General features: G+C 51.5%; 15 protein-coding genes. 4 read left to right on the plus strand and 11 right to left on the minus strand.

Annotated features, from left to right (window positions below; all coding sequences use genetic code 11):
* Positions 1–15: 15 nt before the first annotated feature.
* The 3 genes from PAEVO_RS00730 to PAEVO_RS00740 are packed head-to-tail and all read right to left on the minus strand — an operon-like array spanning position 16 to position 3,270.
* Positions 16–1,119 (minus strand): ABC transporter permease, encoded by a 1,104-nt coding sequence (locus PAEVO_RS00730; protein WP_207797435.1) that lies wholly within the window; start codon positions 1,117–1,119, stop codon positions 16–18.
* Positions 1,085–2,101 carry an ABC transporter ATP-binding protein gene (locus PAEVO_RS00735; protein ID WP_100535845.1) on the minus strand — a complete coding sequence of 339 codons (1,017 nt, stop codon included), beginning with the start codon at positions 2,099–2,101 and terminating at the stop codon, positions 1,085–1,087. The genes PAEVO_RS00730 and PAEVO_RS00735 overlap by 35 nt, the downstream gene beginning before the upstream one ends.
* 5 nt (positions 2,102–2,106) lie before the next feature.
* The gene (locus PAEVO_RS00740) at positions 2,107–3,270 is read right to left on the minus strand and encodes a COG1470 family protein (protein WP_100535846.1); all 1,164 of its coding nucleotides are present in this window, start codon (positions 3,268–3,270) and stop codon (positions 2,107–2,109) included.
* Between the two features lie 231 nt (positions 3,271–3,501).
* Here PAEVO_RS00740 and PAEVO_RS00745 point away from each other — a divergent pair, with 231 nt between their 5' ends.
* From PAEVO_RS00745 to PAEVO_RS00755, 3 genes are all read left to right on the plus strand, one after another.
* The gene (locus PAEVO_RS00745) at positions 3,502–4,107 is read left to right on the plus strand and encodes an RNA polymerase sigma factor (protein WP_100535847.1); all 606 of its coding nucleotides are present in this window, start codon (positions 3,502–3,504) and stop codon (positions 4,105–4,107) included.
* Complete coding sequence (locus PAEVO_RS00750; protein WP_100535848.1) at positions 4,082–4,978, plus strand: anti-sigma factor; 897 nt, start codon at positions 4,082–4,084, stop codon at positions 4,976–4,978. Before PAEVO_RS00745 ends, PAEVO_RS00750 begins: the two co-directional genes overlap by 26 nt.
* A gap of 86 nt (positions 4,979–5,064) precedes the next feature.
* Positions 5,065–6,099 (plus strand): dienelactone hydrolase family protein, encoded by a 1,035-nt coding sequence (locus tag PAEVO_RS00755; protein ID WP_100535849.1) that lies wholly within the window; start codon positions 5,065–5,067, stop codon positions 6,097–6,099.
* Between the two features lie 171 nt (positions 6,100–6,270).
* Here the strand turns inward: PAEVO_RS00755 and PAEVO_RS00760 are convergent, their stop codons facing one another.
* The 5 genes from PAEVO_RS00760 to PAEVO_RS00780 form a co-directional block, all read right to left on the minus strand.
* Entirely contained in the window at positions 6,271–9,525 is a 3,255-nt protein-coding gene (locus PAEVO_RS00760) for a carbohydrate-binding protein (RefSeq protein WP_100535850.1), read from the minus strand.
* Between the two features lie 80 nt (positions 9,526–9,605).
* On the minus strand, positions 9,606–10,955 hold the full coding sequence (locus PAEVO_RS00765) for an ABC transporter substrate-binding protein (protein WP_100535851.1): 1,350 nt from the start codon (positions 10,953–10,955) through the stop codon (positions 9,606–9,608).
* Between the two features lie 98 nt (positions 10,956–11,053).
* Positions 11,054–11,953 (minus strand): carbohydrate ABC transporter permease, encoded by a 900-nt coding sequence (locus PAEVO_RS00770; RefSeq protein ID WP_100535852.1) that lies wholly within the window; start codon positions 11,951–11,953, stop codon positions 11,054–11,056.
* Between the two features lie 14 nt (positions 11,954–11,967).
* Positions 11,968–12,858 carry a carbohydrate ABC transporter permease gene (locus tag PAEVO_RS00775; RefSeq protein WP_071222856.1) on the minus strand — a complete coding sequence of 297 codons (891 nt, stop codon included), beginning with the start codon at positions 12,856–12,858 and terminating at the stop codon, positions 11,968–11,970.
* A complete protein-coding gene (locus tag PAEVO_RS00780) occupies positions 12,845–14,176 on the minus strand; it encodes a glycoside hydrolase family 125 protein (protein WP_100535853.1) in 1,332 nt (443 codons plus the stop codon). Before PAEVO_RS00780 ends, PAEVO_RS00775 begins: the two co-directional genes overlap by 14 nt.
* A 598-nt stretch (positions 14,177–14,774) precedes the next feature.
* On the opposite strand from PAEVO_RS00780, the gene sigK reads away from it, so the two are divergent.
* Positions 14,775–15,476, plus strand: a complete 702-nt coding sequence (gene sigK / locus PAEVO_RS00785) for an RNA polymerase sporulation sigma factor SigK (protein WP_006208952.1) — start codon at positions 14,775–14,777, stop codon at positions 15,474–15,476.
* Positions 15,477–15,664: 188 nt separating this feature from the next.
* On the opposite strand, the gene PAEVO_RS00790 is transcribed toward sigK, so the two are convergent.
* The 3 genes from PAEVO_RS00790 to PAEVO_RS00800 form a co-directional block, all read right to left on the minus strand.
* A complete protein-coding gene (locus PAEVO_RS00790) occupies positions 15,665–15,937 on the minus strand; it encodes a hypothetical protein (RefSeq protein ID WP_243390604.1) in 273 nt (90 codons plus the stop codon).
* A 269-nt stretch (positions 15,938–16,206) separates the two neighbouring features.
* Positions 16,207–16,485, minus strand: coding sequence for a hypothetical protein (locus PAEVO_RS00795; RefSeq protein ID WP_100535854.1), 279 nt, complete (start codon positions 16,483–16,485; stop codon positions 16,207–16,209).
* Between the two features lie 167 nt (positions 16,486–16,652).
* Positions 16,653–17,489 carry a sugar phosphate isomerase/epimerase family protein gene (locus tag PAEVO_RS00800; RefSeq protein ID WP_100535855.1) on the minus strand — a complete coding sequence of 279 codons (837 nt, stop codon included), beginning with the start codon at positions 17,487–17,489 and terminating at the stop codon, positions 16,653–16,655.
* Positions 17,490–17,678 lie beyond the last annotated feature (189 nt).

A 17,678-nucleotide genomic window follows, 5' to 3' on the forward strand; every position in this document is an offset into this window, starting at 1 on the left:
CGTATAACCTAAAGATCAGGACCGGCCTCTAATCTCCTGTCGGAGGAACAGGACGTAAGAGATGGCGAAGCAGATCAACGTGGCTGCGGTCAGTCCGGTAATTTGCGGCCAGACGAGCAGCAGGCTTTGGCCAAACGGCAGCGGACTTGCGATGGCACCGTACACCTGCTCCTGCGTGAGCGGTCCGAGATTGCGGATGGACGGCATCAACAGGGTGGTCGTCGCTTCATTGAACAGGGTATACGGCGACAGCCGGCCAAGCCAGAGCATCAGATTCTGATAGCTCATGACATCATGGACCGTGGCCGAGGCAGAATCCGGAGCCAATCCTCGTGCCAGCAATTGCAGGATCATATCAAAAAAGAAGCTGAAGAACAGCCAGACCGCAATGCTCGACAGGGCGGATGTCGCCGGCTGGCGGAATCTTACGGAGAACATAATGGACAGATTCAGCCAGAAGCCAACATAAAAAATGGTCACGACCAGAAAGCTGAGGATTCTCAAAATTTCCTCAAAGGTTGGCGGTATGCCGATAATCAGGGTGCCCAGCGCCATGGTCAGCAGCCCGAGCGTGATAAACATGATGCTGATGACGATCAGGGAAGCGGCGAATTTGGCATTGAGCAGGTCGTCGCGGTGGATCGGCTGGGCCATGATGCGGCTGAGCGTCCCTTTGTTCCGTTCACTGTTGACGGCATCAAAGCCCATGCCGATTCCGAGCAATGGACCTAAGAAACCGACAAACCCGATGAAGGTCGGGAGGGTGCCATCCGAGAGGGTGAACAGCTTCAGGATGACAAAATCATCGACCCCGTTCTCCGACCCGAGGGCTTCCCGGATGCTGTTCATAGCCGTATATAGGGAAGCCACGCAGGTTAAGGCAATGATGCCTAGCAGTAAAATGAAGCGCCAGCTCCGGATATGGTCCGCGATCTCTTTACGGACCAGCACGCCGAAAGCTGAAGGCGTGGACGATTTGGCAGATTCTACTGTCACCGATTGGCCGGGGGTGCTGGTCCGCTTGGAAACAATTTTTTTGATGTTTTCGGAGAAGGACTGAAGCCGGCGCCCAATGCCAGCCAGCTTATCCTGTACGCTCAGCACTCTTCGCTCTGCCATGCTCATCACCTCCTGCAAAATAACGGTGGTAGATTTCGTCCAAACCATACTGCTGGCGGTTCAGCGAGAACAGCTGGGCACCTGCATTCACGACCGCGCGGGCAATCTCAGGGCTGCAATCCCTATCGGCCCGGATCAGAACCTTAGCCGATCTGATCGGTATGTCCGCATGCTCAGCCGGATCGCTTTCGATAGACGGAACCTCGATCTGGTGAACTCCTTCGATGTTGCTGATCTCATCCCGCAATTCGAGTCGAAGCTCATCCAGCTCCACGGTGATCATAATCGGATCATCCGCGAACAGGGTCCGGGACAGCCCCTCGACATCCCCTTCGGCAAGCAGCCGTCCCCGCACGAACAGACCGACGCGGTCGCAAATCTGCTGAACCTGGTGCAGCTGGTGGGACGACAGCAGTACGGTAAGACCTTGCTCACGGCTTAGCTTCCGTATCAAACGCAGCAGCTCCTCCATTCCTGTTGGATCGATGCCCAAGGTCGGTTCGTCCAGAATGATAACCTCCGGGGATTTCATCAAAACGTCCGCAAGTCCGAGACGCTGTCGCATCCCGCGGGAATAGGCCCCCGTCTTCTTGTGGGCTGCCTGCGTGAGCCCTACTTGCTCCAACAGCTCCAGCGCCCTTTTCCTCGCTTGGGAATCGGGGATTCGATTCAGCCGGGCCGTAAGCATCAAATTTTCCAGCCCGGTTCGGTCCTCGTAAAAGCCGACGTCATCGGGCAGATATCCGACCCGCCGCTTGACCGGGATCGGTTCTCTGGTCGGATTGAGGCCAAGCACGTTAATGGTTCCTGAATCCGGCTCGCTGAGTCCGAGCAGCATCAGGATCGTGGTGGATTTGCCCGCACCGTTCGGGCCGAGCAGACCGAAGATCTCGCCGCGTTTAATTTGGAGGGATAAACGGTCCACCGCCTTCGTTTCATTGTAGCTCTTCGTCAATTCGTGAATGTCAATGACCGTATCCATCAAGGTTATCTCCTTCCGTATTTACGAATGAGAACATAGATGCCTCCCAGAATTGCAACAATGACGAGCACGCCGATCCAACCCCACAGCATGGAGCCTTTGACGGCTACGCGAAATTGGGCGTCGGCGCTTGCTTCAGCCGCTGCGGCCTTCAGGCTGGTAACATAATCGCCCGCAATGGCTTTGTCGCTTGACGTCAGTTTGGCCTCTACCGTTGTGGATTTGCCTGCGGGCAGATTTTCGATCGTTTTCGGATTGAAGCTTACCTCCCAGTCCACCGGCGTATCGGAGCTAAGATTAATATCCGAGAGGGGCGCTGTTCCCGTATTCTTGACCAGCAGCTCGATGGTTTTGCTGCCGCCCGCATTTACGTTTGTGCTGAGCAAACCGCTTGGTGTTGTCAGCTCCAGCCCATAAGATCCCGTAATGACAGCTTCCAGCGAAAGCTCGGAGGATGTCGATGAATTGGAAGCGCGGATCGGAATGGAGAAGGTGCCTTCCGTCACTTCGGCAGGCGGTTTGACATCGACGGTAATGGATTGACTTGCACCCGCTTCGATTTCGACAGAGGATACCTGCTTGCCGCCGGAGGTGAATGTAACGTCCCATCCCGCTTGGGCATCGGCCTGCAGAGCATAGTTTTGTTTATTGGCAGTTCGGTTTTGCAGATTCACCGTGTAGGTAAACGTGGAATCGGCATGCCCCTCCAGATTGGCTTGATCGGTTGTGAGCTCGGTCTGATAGGTTCCTTTTTCCGTAATATCCACGGTTAATGGCAGAGTGGCCAGGGATCCCGCCGTCACTTGAAACCGGTAGGAGCCTTTATCTACTTTGAGCGGCACGGTAACCTCCAAGGACACCGATTCCGATTCGCCCGGCTTCACGGACACTTCCTTTAGCTGCCAGCCTCCGCCGTTAAGCTTGGTGCTCCAGCCGCTCGGCAGGCTGTTGATTTGGAGCGGAACCGTAATGACGCCGCTCGTATTGTTTTTGACTTCAAGGGGATAATTGATGACTTCCCCCGGCGGAACGGAAATCGAGGTGTAAGGTGTGTACAAGGTGATTTCCCCTGCCGCGAATGCGGTATTTCCTCCACTTAACAAGTAAGTACCCAGGATGAACAAGAGCAGCAGGTTCAGCTGCTTTGCTCTTTTTCTAAGCGATTTCATGACACTACCCCTCCTAATTTATGAATTCATAATGAGTACGTTAGAAGCACCGGGTTTGGATTTATCGGAAAGATTAAAATTAGCTAAAAAATTCATTAAAGGAAGCTGAAAAGTGTCCCGGTTTATTCAAAAGACAAGGAGCGTTTGCTAAAATATTGAATCGAAAATGGCAGTGCGAAAGGCAGGCCATCATGATTCTTTGAGAGGAGAACAGGTTAGGGGGGTTCAGGGATGAACGATCATTCTGCGATGTGGTTGGAGGAGATTGCAGAAGGTTCGGCCGCAGCGTTCAGGCGTTTCTATGATGCCTATGCCCGCCTGGTTTACCGGCTGGCTTTGCAGATGACCAAGGATCCGGCCGAGGCGGAGGAATTATGCCAGGATATCTTCATGGAAGTGCTGCATAAGGCGGATCAGTATGATCCTGCACGCGGAAGCGTCGAGGCTTGGCTGGCTGTGAGAACACGGTGCAGGGCGATGGATCGAATGCGCAAGCGGCAGCGCACGGCTGCAGCCGAATGGATCGAAGAGGCGCTGCCGGAAACGGCATGGAGCGAAGAGCAGGAATCGGTAGAGTTGGCCGCCTTGCGCCGGTTGGAGCTGGAGCAGGTAAAGGAGGCGCTCCAGGGCATTCCGCCCCTTCAGAGGATGGCGGTTTACGGAAGCTACGTCGAGCAGCGCTCCCACCGGGAAATGTCGGAATTGTTAAACCGGCCTGTCGGAACCGTCAAATCCTTAATCCGGTACGGCATCCACAATGTTAGACGGCGGCTGGATGCGATGAACGGGAAGGAAGGGGGGAGCTCGCAGCATGAAACATTCAAAGCAAGACCATGAGCGTTTCGCTCAAGACAACTTTGACTGCCCGTTATATCCCGAGGAGAAGCTTGTTGATTACGTTATGAAGCGATTGCCGTACGCGGAGAGGATGAATGTCGAGCACCATCTTAAGGAATGTAAGACATGTTCCGGGACAGCGGCAGAATGGGCCGACCTTATGGGAGCAGAAGGTATCGCAACGCCATCACATGAATCCGATGTCATCGAGCAGGAGCTGTTTCGAAGCGGTGATATTCATGGCGAACCGCTTGTCGGATCGACTCAGCCTGCAGGTACGAGGACGGCCATTCGGGAGTCAATGAAGAATCAAGCCGCGGAGGGACACATGCCTCCCAAACGACTGCGCAGCAGGCTCCTGCTTGCGGCTTATATCCGGTCCTTCCGAAGCAAAATCCGAATCAGGAAGCATGTTGCATGGCAGGCGATATCCGGAGCACTGTTCATCCTGTTGATAGCCGGTTTATTCACCTTGAAGGGAAACGACGCTCAGACCCATGCGGCCTTCGAACATACGGTGAGTCAGCGGATTGCCGATATGCAAAGCGAGGATACCGAGCGGTATATCATACAGCCGGTTGAGCCTTTTTACGGCAGCGGCTCGGTGTGGCTAAAACGTGGCTCGGGAGAAATGCTGATCGTTGTGAACGGCCTGCATTCCTTGGAGGAGAAAGACTATCAGGTGTGGCTTCAGGATGAGGATCGGCTGTCGAGCGCGGGCTTTATGCTTGTGCAGGGCCCGCAGGGGAAGAGCTATTATTACGGTTTCGGAGCGGAGAAAGCGAAGCGGATTGTGGTCAGCATGGAACCCAAAGGGGGGAGCCGGAGACCGACCGGGCCCGAAGCCGTCCTGGTGAATATGGGGCCTTGATGCCCAGGCATACAGGGGAAATAAGTTATCCAAGGGAAACGCAGTGTCTAAAAACAATGAGTAAATTGAAGGCGGTGAGTACGGTGATGTGGCGCGCAGATGCTTTACTGGAGTCCATGTATAACGAGGCAATGGGACGAATGAAAGACAGGCAGGTTTCCATGAGCCCCGAAGAGCGCAAAGGGCATTTAAAGCAGGCGCTTCGGCAATTGATCGGCGAATTCGAATCCAATGAAAGGCATAAGCCTGTACTGCTCGAACAGGTACAATGTGACGGGTATATTCGGGAGAGGGTGGAGCTATCCGCCGTACCGGGCGTGTCCTTTGCGGCATATGTATTAATTCCGGAAGGGATTCAGATGAAGCCGATGCCAGCAGCCGTCGCCGTTCATGGTCATGGCTATGGAAGCAGGGAGATTGTTGGGCTGAGGCAGGACGGATCAAGCGATCCCGATACACCTGGTATACATCGGCATTTTGCTGTCCAGTTGGTAAGACGAGGCTTGGTGGTGATCGCTCCGGATGTTGTCGGTTTCGGTGAGCGGCGCCTTGCGGCGGATCTCGCACGGAATCCGGATGCCCCGAATTCCTGCCACCGGCTGTCCACCCAGCTGATGATGCATGGCAAGACGCTCGCCGGTCTCCGCGTAACCGAGACGCTGAAGGTCTTGGAGTATGTGGCCGAACGCCCGGAGGTTCAGGCTGACAGAATCGGCATCATGGGCTTTTCGGGAGGCGGGTTTATCTCGTTTTTGAGCGCGGCGCTGGATGAACGGATTCGGGCTGCCGTGCTTGCGGGATATCCCAATACTTTCAAGGACAGCATTATGGCGATGCAGCACTGTGTATGCAATTACATCCCCGGCATCTTGAACTATGCCGAGCTGCCGGAATGGTTGGGACTGATCTGTCCTAGGCCCTTGTTTCTGGAGTCGGGAACCCATGATCGGATATTTCCGGCTGCCGGCTTTGAAGCAGCAGCTCATGAGCTCAGGGAAATATATCGGCACAACGGTGCTGAGGAGAGGCTTCGAACCGATCTGTTCTCCGGAGCGCACGAAATTAGCGGCCGGTATTCGTACGACTGGTTGTTTGAACGGTTAAGCAGCCCGGATTTGTGAAGGGTACTCTTCCCTAGCCGATTCTGATCAGACACTAATTGTAACAGGGCATCGCACGTATGGGCCGCAAGAGACTATGGGTACAGTTGAAATAGAACAAAAAGGGACTCCTGAACATCAGGAGTCCCTTTTTTATACGTTATGCATGGTCGCCGCTATAGCGCTTGATGTTTACTCCAAGCCATCCTGCCAATCTTGGAGCAGGGAGTTCGCATCGGTATTCAATACCGTTTTGGCTTGATCGCTGACGTTGCGTCCCAACGCCTCCTTATTCAGGTGCTTGGTGAAATTCTGCATATGCTTGACGGCATGATCCACTCTTTCCAGATCCAGTTGATGCTGTACCTGGTTAAGAGCGTTGGTCAGCTGAGGAATGAGCGCTCCGCTTACATCCCCAGAATCCGCGAATCGGTCGATTAATTGTTTCATGGAAAACACGCTGGTCATGACCCGGAACTGGAATGTCTTCTGAGTTTTGTTACCGGAGCGGTCTTCAGTCGTAACCGTTGCCGTTATGTCGCCCAAATTCCCGGCCAAATCGATGTCGATAGCGTCCTTGGTCAATAGATCCAGCGTATATACTTTATCGCCGATGGTTATTTCGGCTAATCGGATGGCAGAAGTGTCCATGATTTTGAAGCTGAGAGCCATGTAATCCTCCAAAGAATCGCCATCTTCCAAGCTCTTGCCATTAACAGTCAAAGAGAAGGAAGGAGAATCGGTAACCTCGATGGTGACTCCCTGCGATACATTCCCGGACCGATCAATGGACCGGATGAAGAGCGAATAGTCCTTGCCCGCTTCGATTCCCTGTATCACCGCTGTTTGAATTCCCCGATTTACCTTAATGACGTCGCCGACCTGCTGTCCATTACTCCGCAGCGTAATTTGCACTTTTTGAGCATCGATATCGTAGGGACCATCCCAAGACAGCGTCATCTTGCCCTCGCCGCGCTTCACCTGAACATTCTCTACCTCGCCCGGAGCAACATGGTCCTCTTCAGGCATAGGAGGAGTTGGAGTCTCTGTGAATACGGCCGGATCGCCAAAAGTGAATTTATCAAAGTTATATAACCAGTCTCCGCCTTTAAAAGACAGGAATACAATGTGTTTTCCCGTTACAGGGGTCGTTACATCCGTCGAGGAAACTTTGAAATTTTGCCAGCCCCCGGTTCCTGAGACGGTGGCTGTTGCAATGACCGGACCGCCCAGACTGTCCAGTCTGACCTCGATTGTCCCGCCAGCCGTGGCGCTGGCTGCATTGACATGGAATTGGGTAGGGCTTTCGCTGCCAAAATCGATGTAATTGTACATAGCATAAGGGTTATTCGGTCCAAACATCCCGGCCAGGTAAGTTTCCCCGCCGCCGGTTTCTCTGCCGAAGCCTACTCCGTTTGTATAGTTTTCGGCTTCCAGCTTGTCGTAAGCATCCCTTGCTTTTCCTTTCATGGTGGTAAAGGTGAACCACTCCAGATTGAGAGGGTAGTCACTGCCGTTCGCTCCCTTGAAAACAAGGTATACGTCGTGAACACCTACAGCTAAGGTGTCATCGATATTCGCCATGATATCGACCCAGTTATCCCAGCTTCCCAGCGCCGGAATTTGAATGACCCCTGCGGTAGGTCCATCCAGACTGTCCAATTTAACCTCGATCGTGCCGCCTTGATTGCCGCTGGCCACATGCACCGTGATGCCAGCCGCGCCAGATCCGAAATCAATTCCTTCATAAGAGGCATAGGCATTGTGATGGATTGCGTCCAAATATCCGAACTCGGCATGTTTACTAAGTCCTTCGCTACTGTCGTAATTTCCGGCCTTAAGCTTGGCATAGGCGTCGGTTTCCGTCGGGTCCGTCGTTGTGAATTTAACCCAGTTCAAATTGAATAAATAATCGTCGTTTGTCTTGGTGAAGACAAGATACACATCATGGACGCCGGTTATCGTGCTCGGCGCTCCCTGGTCATCTTTAAGGAGGGTGACGGCATCGATATATTGATTCCAGTCGCCCGTTCCCTCTACGTTCAAGGTCCCGACTTTGGGGCCATCCTTGGAATCAAGCCGGATCTCAATGTTACCTCCGCCTGTTCCGCTGGACGCTCTGGCAATGAACCCGATCGCACCGTCGGATCCGAAGTCCACATTTTTGTAAGCGGCATAAGAGCCATGCTGTATTCCGCCTAATTGCAGCGAACCTTCGAACGCGCCTTCCAGAACGAAACCGGACCCGATATTGTAGCGTTCCGCTTCGATTTTATCGAAGGGGTTTTTAACGCCATAATGAAGCTCGGCTTCCATCGGTTTGATACCGTTTAAAGCTTGAACGGCTGCGGCCGAGGACCAGGATTCATAGGTTCCGGACAGCAGTTGTCCCGCCCAGTTTCCATCCACGATATGATCCGAATTCCGGTGACTCCAGGCCATTTCGATATTGAATGCAAGCCATTCGTCGAATTCAGCACTGAATTCCGGGTACTGGCCGGTTTCATCCAGTGTCTTTTGCAGATGGGCCAGATTGCGCATAAGGATCGTTTTGCCGCCTTTCAGATCCCCGTTGGGACCTTCATAATTCAACACCCCGTTTGAATCCACCAGATGGTTTTTGGTGAATTTAGCGGCTTTGACGGCGTCATCGAGGTAAACGGCATTTCCGGTCGCTTTATACAATCCGACGGCCGACCCGATGTATGTACCCTGGTTGTAGTGAGTGGCATCCGGAACCGCGCCATGTTCAATTTCGATGCGGTCGAACACTTTTCCGTTTCCGTCCGTAAGCATCGTTTTGCCCCATCTGAATATTTTGGTTGCCGCGTTTAGATAATGCTCATCTTTCGTAATATCGTAAAGATAAAGCGCCGCTTGCGCCGCCGGGAAATTAATGCACGCATTTTTGGTATTATGGTCGCTGTTCAGCCACCAAATGCCGCCGTTTGCGAACTCTTCATCCCACTGCGTATCGTACACAAAATCGAAATGATCCCTCGCGGCTTCCAAATATCTTGGGTTTCCGGTGATTTGATAGGCTCTGGCGCTTCCCATCGCCCACCACATAATATCGTCATTGAACGGGTTATTCGTCCAATCTTGCCCGTACTTGGCGACGGTGCCGTCATATACATCGTCGATTTGCGTTTTAAGCTCGGCTTTCAAAGCAGGATCGGATGTATGCTGATACGCATCCATGACCAATTCCCACAGCTCAGCCTCCACCCAGAAGTCTTGATGCTTTTCGCGCTTCGAGTCCTTCCAGAACATCTTGGCGTTCGGATCCCAAAATGTATCGTTAAAAGCTTTCATCGCTGTATCCCCATCTGATGCGGTATAGGCGTAGGCTTTGGACGTTCCGATGCCCGGCATGGAACCGAGCATGAGCGCGATAGCCAGAGGCACCGCCAGAAACCTGAAAAGTTGACCTGATCTTAGTGACATGAATGTTCCTCCTCTATTTTCAAATCGAAGCCGATCCGTTCCATTCACGATCGGCTTCATGAGCTTAACGGTTCCGGTTACTACTTGCCGGTCGTAATCACTTTGTTGATTTTTTCGGCCATCACATCCAGTTCGGTGATCGGGGCTTTGCCCATCAGAATGTTTTTCCATGATGCTTCAATGAACGGGTACGCTTTGCCAGCCCACGTCGACAGGAAACGAACCGGCTGCGTATTCTGGGATTTCAGGATATGATCCAGTCCTTCGCCCACTTCAGGATGTCCGGCCGTTTTCAGCGCTTCGTAATAAGCTGCGGAAGAAGCTTGATAGGCTGCGGGAGCCACCGGGGTTGAAGGGAGAACTTCCTCGTACATTTTGGAATCCAGATACTTGAGCACTTTCCATACCGCTTCCGGATTTTTGAGCGTTGCCGGACTGGACCAGCCTACGGCGTCATAAATCTCGGTCTGGCTGTTAACCACCGGCATCGGCACGTAGCCCCACTCCAATTCCTTCGGAGCCGTACGGATCAAATCGTCGGCTACCCATTGCCCTTGCAGGGTCATCGGGACTTTACCTTGTTTGAACGAACTCATGGCATTCGTTAAATCAAAGGTAGGAGGATTCATGTAACCATTTGCAATGGCAGCCTTATATTTTTCGACGCCTTCCCTGAACGGGTCGCTGATTTCCACCTTCGTTGGATTGATGATGGCATCAGCGAAGGGAGCACCGCCTGCGGAAACCGAATAGAGAGAGACATGGAAGGGGTCAAGGGGGGCGTAATAACCAAATTGCTGCACGCCGCCCTGATTGCTCGAAAGCTTCTCCATCGCCGTGAAGAATTCATCGTAGGTCCAGCCAATCTTCGGTTCCGGAAGACCTGCATCCTGGAATGATTTTTTATTGTAAAAAATGCCGTATGTGTTCAAAAGGCCCGGCAATCCGACCAACTTGCCTTCATAGTACCAGCTGTCTACCACGCCCTCGTAGAAGCCCTCCATGAACGCTTTGTCCTGTGTTGCAAGCTCCGTCCAGTCATAGAGAAGTCCTTTGCCGGCATTATCGAGCAGCATGTCGTTACCGGTCATGAAGATGTCGGGTGCTTTCTTCGCCGTGATCATTCCGTTAATCTTGACACCGTAATTGTCCAATGGAGTAGGGATGAGCTTCACTTTGATGTCAGGGTTATCCTCTTCGAATTTTTTCATGGATGCCATGATTTTTTCGTTCATGGCCGCCGACTCCCAAGTAATCATCGTGACTTCGACGGGTTTCTTGGACCCGGCGTTATCTTCTCCGGATGGTGTGTTCCCGGGACTCGCCGAACCGGAGCCTCCGCCGCTGTTGCCGCCGCAAGCGGCCAGCAGACTTGAAAATAACAGTAAAGCGATGATTCCACTGGCCCACTTTCTTGCACCCTGTCTCATTGAAAGACCTCCCAATGGTAAATTTAATGAACTGAGCATCACCTGTTTTTTACTTCAGTCAATCCCGGTCGGCATCACCTCCCATATGGTCGGAAGCTTTACTTTAAACCCGCGGAATTCATGGAGCCGAGCCCCTGCATAAAAAACTTCTGGCCAAAGAAGAAGAGCAGCAGCATCGGCAGGATATAAATCAAATCCGCGGCCATGAACAGATTCCAGGCTGTCGCATAGGTGCCCGTATAGGTAGCCATCGCCAGCGACAACGTCCATTTGCTTGGATCGATAATATAGAGCAAAGGTTCCAAATATTGATTCCATGCCCCTTGGAACGCAAATATTACCATGGTCATGATGACCGGCATGGACATCGGCACCAATACCTTAAGCAGCACATAAAGGTCCGATGCTCCGTCTATTTTGGCAGCCTCGTCAAATGAAACGGAGATTGTTTTTATATACTGGACAAACAGGAACGAGAACGTGGCGTTTCCAAAAAAGGCGGGAACGATAATCGGCAGCCAGGAATCGTACCATCCAATGCTGGTGTACAGGTTAAACATAGGGATCATGCCTACAAATCCGGGAAGCATAAGGCTCCCTATAAAAAGCGAGAACCACAGCTTACGTCCCGGGAACTTGAGCCGTGCGAGCCCGTAGCCCACCAGCACCGAGCTTATAATCTGTCCGATTGTGCAGGTAATCGCGATAAACAGGGAGTTGCCAAACGTTTGCCAAAAGTTGATTTCTTTTGTTCCGGTGACAAAATTGGACCAATGAAATTCCCGCGGAAACCATTCGGGCGGAATTTTGAACACGTCGTTGTTGCTCTTCAGCGCAATGGTAACCATCCAGAAGAGGGGGAACAGCATCGCAATGGCGCCGATCGCCAATAAGATAAAACGAATGGCGTCTATCCAGTTAAACCGTACTCTTCGCTTTACGCGTATGTCCGCTGTATTCAAATTTCCTCGTTGTTCGGGCCGTACTTCCGCTTGCATCACTTCTAACCCCCTTATTTGTCGCTTTCGTAATAAACGAACCGGTTGGAGTACCGATAAGAAATCACGGTAAAAATCATGATGATGACAAACAGTACCCACACCTCCGCAATGGCATAACCAAACATTCTTCCGTTGAAGGCGTCGGTATAGATTTTGTAATTCAGCAGGGAGGTGGAAAAGTTCGGGCCGCCTCCGGTCAGCACCTGAACCTGGTTGAACGCCTGGAATGCCCCGATGATGCCGAGTATAAGCTGCAGGAACAGGATCGGGGTGATCATGGGCAGCGTAATGTTTAACGACATCCGCCACCTGGAGGCGCCGTCGACTTCTGCCGCTTCATACATTTCCTGAGGAACCGACTGCAGACCGCTCAGAAAAATGATGACACTGGATCCGACCTGCCATAAACCGATTAAAACAATGGATGGAAGCGCTGTCGTTTCGCTGGTCAACCAAGTGCCCGGCGGCAGTCCGAACTCTCTTAGCAGCGAATTCGCCAGACCATATTGGGGCTCATAAATAAATTGCCACAACGTGAGCGTGGCGATGGAGGGAACGACAACGGGAAGATAAAAGATCGTGCGGAACCATTTGATGCCGGTCAAGTTTTTGTTCAGCATCATGGCCAATAACAAACCTAGGATCAGCGATAAAGGAACACTCAGGATCACGAAGTAAAACGTTGCCCGGATCGAAGGCCAAAAAGCCGGATCCTCGGTGAAGAGGTATCTAAAGTTCTCAAAGCCGACAAAACGGGGGGAATCGTACCCGCTCCATTCTGTCAAGGCGTAATACATGGACGACAACAGGGGGTAGGCGACAAAAACGCTGAAGCCGATAATGGACGGTAGAATGAACAGATATCCGATGACCCAGCCGCGAAGCTTCCTATTGGTTCCCATGGTGATCCCGATGACCTCCTCCAATATCTATCGCTTTGACTCGAATGCCGCAGTAATCCATGATCAGTTCGCAAAACATCATGTTAGCCCAGGAAAACCATGGGCGGGTATAACGGGCAGGGTCGTCGACCAGAAATCCTTCATGCATCATGCCGGTGCCTGCATCGGTATCCGCCATCAGCCGAAGCAGCCGAAATTTCTCTTCCCGATCGGTAGTCGTCAAGCCTTGAATCGCCAGCGCAATCGGCCAGATATAACGATCAGGCGTATGGGGGCTTCCAACGCCCGCAGCGGCAGTGCCCTGATAATAATACGGATTGGCGTGGCTCAGCACGAACCTGCGGGTATTTTGATAGACCGGGTCATCAGCGCTTGTGTAACCCAAATACGGAATGGACAAAAGGCTGGGGACGTTGGCGTCATCCATTAACAGGTGGCTTCCCATCCCGTCCGTTTCATAGGCATAAATTTTGCCATATTCGGGATGCTCGAGAACGCCGTACGACTCAATGCCATGACGGATCTCTACGGAAAGTTTCTCCGCCTCCGCTTCCAACTCGGGATCGCGCAGGACATCGCGGGAAATCTCCGCCAGATATCCAAGCACAACGACGGCGAACATATTGGATGGAATGTGGTATCCGTAGGCGCAGGCGTCGTCGCTCGGGCGGAAGCCGGACCAGGTCATTCCTGTATAAGCCACCTCCGTCCCTTTTCCGCCGCGCGGCAGCGTGTCGCTTGGAGGACAATCGAAGCGTTCGAAGTAATACGGCGATTTCGATTCATGATGCTGCTCGGTTCGCCAGATGTCCAGAATGACCCTAGCGGCTGAATGGAACGTTTGATCCAGATGCGAGGTCCTGCCGGTTTCTTTCCATAGCAGGTAAGCAAGCTGGATGGGATAGCATAACGAATCGATCTCATATTTGCGCTCCCATAGCCATGGATTCATGGCGGTGCGGTCGTTCTGGTGGCCTTGACCGGAAGGCGAATCATTGAATGCATTGGCGTATGGATCAAGCAGGATGAATGCTGTTTGCCTGCGTACGAGCCCCTCGATCAAATCGGCCAGCTTCTCGTCTTGGCCCGCGGGAACGAGGAAGGGGCGGATTTGGGCAGCCGAATCCCTCAGCCACATGGCCGGAATATCGCCGGTAATGACAAAGGTGGTACCGTCGGGCTGTTTTTGAATGGTCGAACCCAGCGTATTGTCCAGCATGCTCCTGAACATATGTCCGAGCTTCGGGTAAGCTGAGGTGCCTTCGGTTATCGTGCGGTTCAAATCATGCAGTACAGAAAAATAGTCCAACGTGTACATGTAAGCTCTTCTCCCTTCCATTCTTCAGGGTGTTGATCGTTTTGTAGGTCATTATATAAAACGCTTACATTTAATATAATTACATACCAATTTAATGTCAATATATTATATTAAGAAAAATTATGGCTGTTATATTGTGTGAGTGTAATGAATGTCTTATCGATCAATCTGTGGGTCCGTCGCTTATATTTACAAAAAGTCAACCTCCCTCGTTATGAGGGTAGAAATGCTGGACTTGAATGATTGATTTGAGCCAAAAAGTTTTGTATTAGATTCGGAATGTACCGTGCGGCAAATGCAATTCATCGGTTGTTGTAGCTTATTTTCATAACATGATATATTGGTATGTGTTGAATGGATGATCACTAGTTGCGGTAGTTCGTTGCTTGGTTGAGGAATCAACCAAAAAAACAATTGGCGTATAATTGCGGGCCTTCTTTTATGAATGGTCGGACAGATGTGGGAGATTAAACGTTTTTACGAATCACTTTCCCGCGTACAGGCACTTCTGGGCCGTTGCCTACATACAATGAGAAGACCGAGAGACCGAGCGCGATAAGGGCCGGTTGCATTGTAACTTCGCAGGAGGTGTCCTAAAGTGCCTGGATTGTTTACCGCAATTGCTTTGTTCATAAAAGAGTTGACCCTGCTCGTTTCGTACGTGAAAAACAACGCGTTTCCCCAACCTCTGACCGAGGAAGAGGAAGCTAAACATCTGCAGCGAATGGCCGAAGGCGATCCTCAATCGCGCAATAAACTGATTGAGCATAATCTTCGGCTGGTTGCGCACATCGTCAAAAAGTTCGATAACACCGGCGAGGATTTAGAAGACTTGATTTCCATCGGGACGATAGGACTCATCAAGGCGATTGAAAGCTTCAGGCCGAATAAAGGCACGAAGCTGGCGACATTTGCTGCCCGTTGTATAGAAAATGAGATACTGATGCATCTTCGTTCCTTGAAGAAGACACGAAAAGACGTATCTCTTCATGATCCGATTGGAACGGACAAAGAGGGGAATGAGATTACACTTATCGATATCCTCGGGACCGAAGCGGATGATATCGTGGATGCCGTGCAGTTGAAGATTGAGAAGAGTAAAATCTACCGGAACCTCGATATATTGGACGACCGGGAGAAGGAAGTCGTTATTGGACGTTTCGGACTGGAAGCTGGCGGAGAAGAACGGACGCAGCGTGAGATTGCCAAGGAACTCGGCATTTCGCGCAGCTATGTATCGCGGATCGAGAAGCGGGCGCTGATGAAGCTGTATCATGAGTTTTACAAGCAGAAGCGGTAGGAAGCAAGCTGTGTTAACCACTGATGACCGACGGGAATGTCGATATAGAGCTACTAAAGCCACTTCCTGTGATGGAAGTGGCTTTAGCTTGTTTTCTCGGGGCCGCAAACCGCATGCTTGGCAAGAGGCTTTTACCATACAGGTTCAAATAATTGTTCTGGGCAGCCTGTGAGCTGCTGCCCGCATGATTATGTAGGGCTCAGCTTGCTCGGCTTGGTCAGTGAATGCAGCCCAAAGCGCACCTGAAGCTCGGATTTGCGCTGTTGCCATTGCAGCACGCGGCGAATCGCCATTGGAGCGATCATACTGCCAATCATGCCGAGCAGATCGGATTGGAGCGCTTTTTGAGCGATAATATAACCGCAAGACCCCCCGATAAATTCAATGGACATGTAGCGCTTTACGCTGGATAACGTAACAACATAAATCACGAATTCATCCTTTTCCTTATTAATAGGCATGTGCTCCTCCCTCCACTCCTTCCTCTCTCTAACCGCAGCCGACGGTGTATCTCTTCGTGGGACCGCGAGTCGATGGAAGGTTCTCACAAGAAAAACATCCGCCACATGCGGTTTGTCTTTTTGAGAAAGTATGATGATCGGCGTTTTTCTTTTGCCATTTTATGTGTTTTTATAGGCCATTATGCTTACGAAGCGGAGGTTACAAGCCTGGTTACGACAAAAACCAACCGTCTTGTCCAAAGAACGACGGTTGGTTTTTTAGGTTGGCTCTACTCGGGTTTCTTTTGTCCCGGGTCTGCTTGAATGCTCTCGTCTTCGCCAGGATACTCTCGTTCAATGCCCATGTGCAGGTTGCGATCCTCATAATCAAACCGATTCGGAGGCCGCTGATCCTTGCGCCATGGGGTGCTCTTTCCAAGGGAATCGCTGCGGAGATCGGAACCGTAAGGTCCCTCGGGAAATTCCTCGGCCACCAGATCGTTTCGCTGTGACTCAACGGTAGACAGATCCGTAAAGTTATCCCGTTCTTCCTTCTTAAATCCGTTCATTCCTGAGACCTCCTGAAAAGGTGCTTAACCTACCATTTCAGTGTTCCCCTCAACAGGTGGAATCATTCCGTTATGTGACGTGGCTCCCACCGCGTGACATGGAGAGTTTGCCTGTCCTGAGTATCTGCCAGTCAGTTAACCGCTCTCAGCATGCATGGAACCTCTAATTATAATCCTGCAGCCCCGAATACGTTGTTGAAGGCTTGACGTGATTTGGCAACGAGTTCTTCCGGCGTGCCCGTTGGTGTGGAAGGCGTCAGAATTTCTTGTGTAACCGGGCCTGCATATCCGATATCGTTCAGTGCCTGAAGAAACCCTGGCAGATCAATTACGCCTTCACCCGGATAAACCCGATCATTATCGAGAACATCCCCCACGGGAATATTCTTCGCATCATTAATGTGGACATGAACGATTTGTTCAGCCCGCAGCTGCCGGATATCCGAAACCGTCATCTCATTGGTGTACCAGTGATAGGCATCATATAGCAGCCCGACATTCGGTTCCCCGATGGCATCGATCCAATCCAATGTTTCTTGTACCGTCCAGATGAACGGGTTCTTCCATTGGGTGCGCAGATGATGCGGGCCTACGAACTCCAGGGCCAATCGAATTCCGTATGCTCCCAAAATGCTGGCACAAGCCCGCAGCCTTGTGGTGGCCAGAGCCATGAAATGAGCTGCGGGTGCATCAGTGGAAGGAAGAATGTATGTACAGCAGCGAGTGCAGCCAAGGGCCCTGGCCGCTGCCGCTGCTGCCGGCAGTTTCTCAAGTCCGCTTAGGAACTGCTCGTTCGACCCTCTCCATTCCACGGGAAGGCCGATCGCCCCGATTTCCAGTTGGCGGGATTTCAGCATATCGGCCGCCGCTTCTGTGCCTAGGCGGTCTACAAGACCTTTGGCATCGATATCGACGCATTGGAATTCATATTTGGCCGCGAGCTCGATAAACTGTAAATCGCTTTCAAGCTTTCCGAGTCCTGCGCTTGTTAAACCTTGCAGCATATTCATCGTCTCCATTCGCTATAAGATGTCGTATTGCTCTGGCGGGCGCATCGTTTATATCAACCCGTTGGTTTTTCATAGTTTCTATTATGATATGTTCAACTCTATAAATCTATGATCGCTTTTTAATTTTTTTAGAAAAGATAACGATTGGAGCCCCGATCAATTTGTTATTTTGAGAGAAAACGT

The organism is Paenibacillus sp. GM2FR (genome assembly GCF_002803325.1).
In the GTDB taxonomy this organism is placed as follows: Bacteria; Bacillota; Bacilli; order Paenibacillales; family Paenibacillaceae; genus Paenibacillus_AQ; species Paenibacillus_AQ lautus.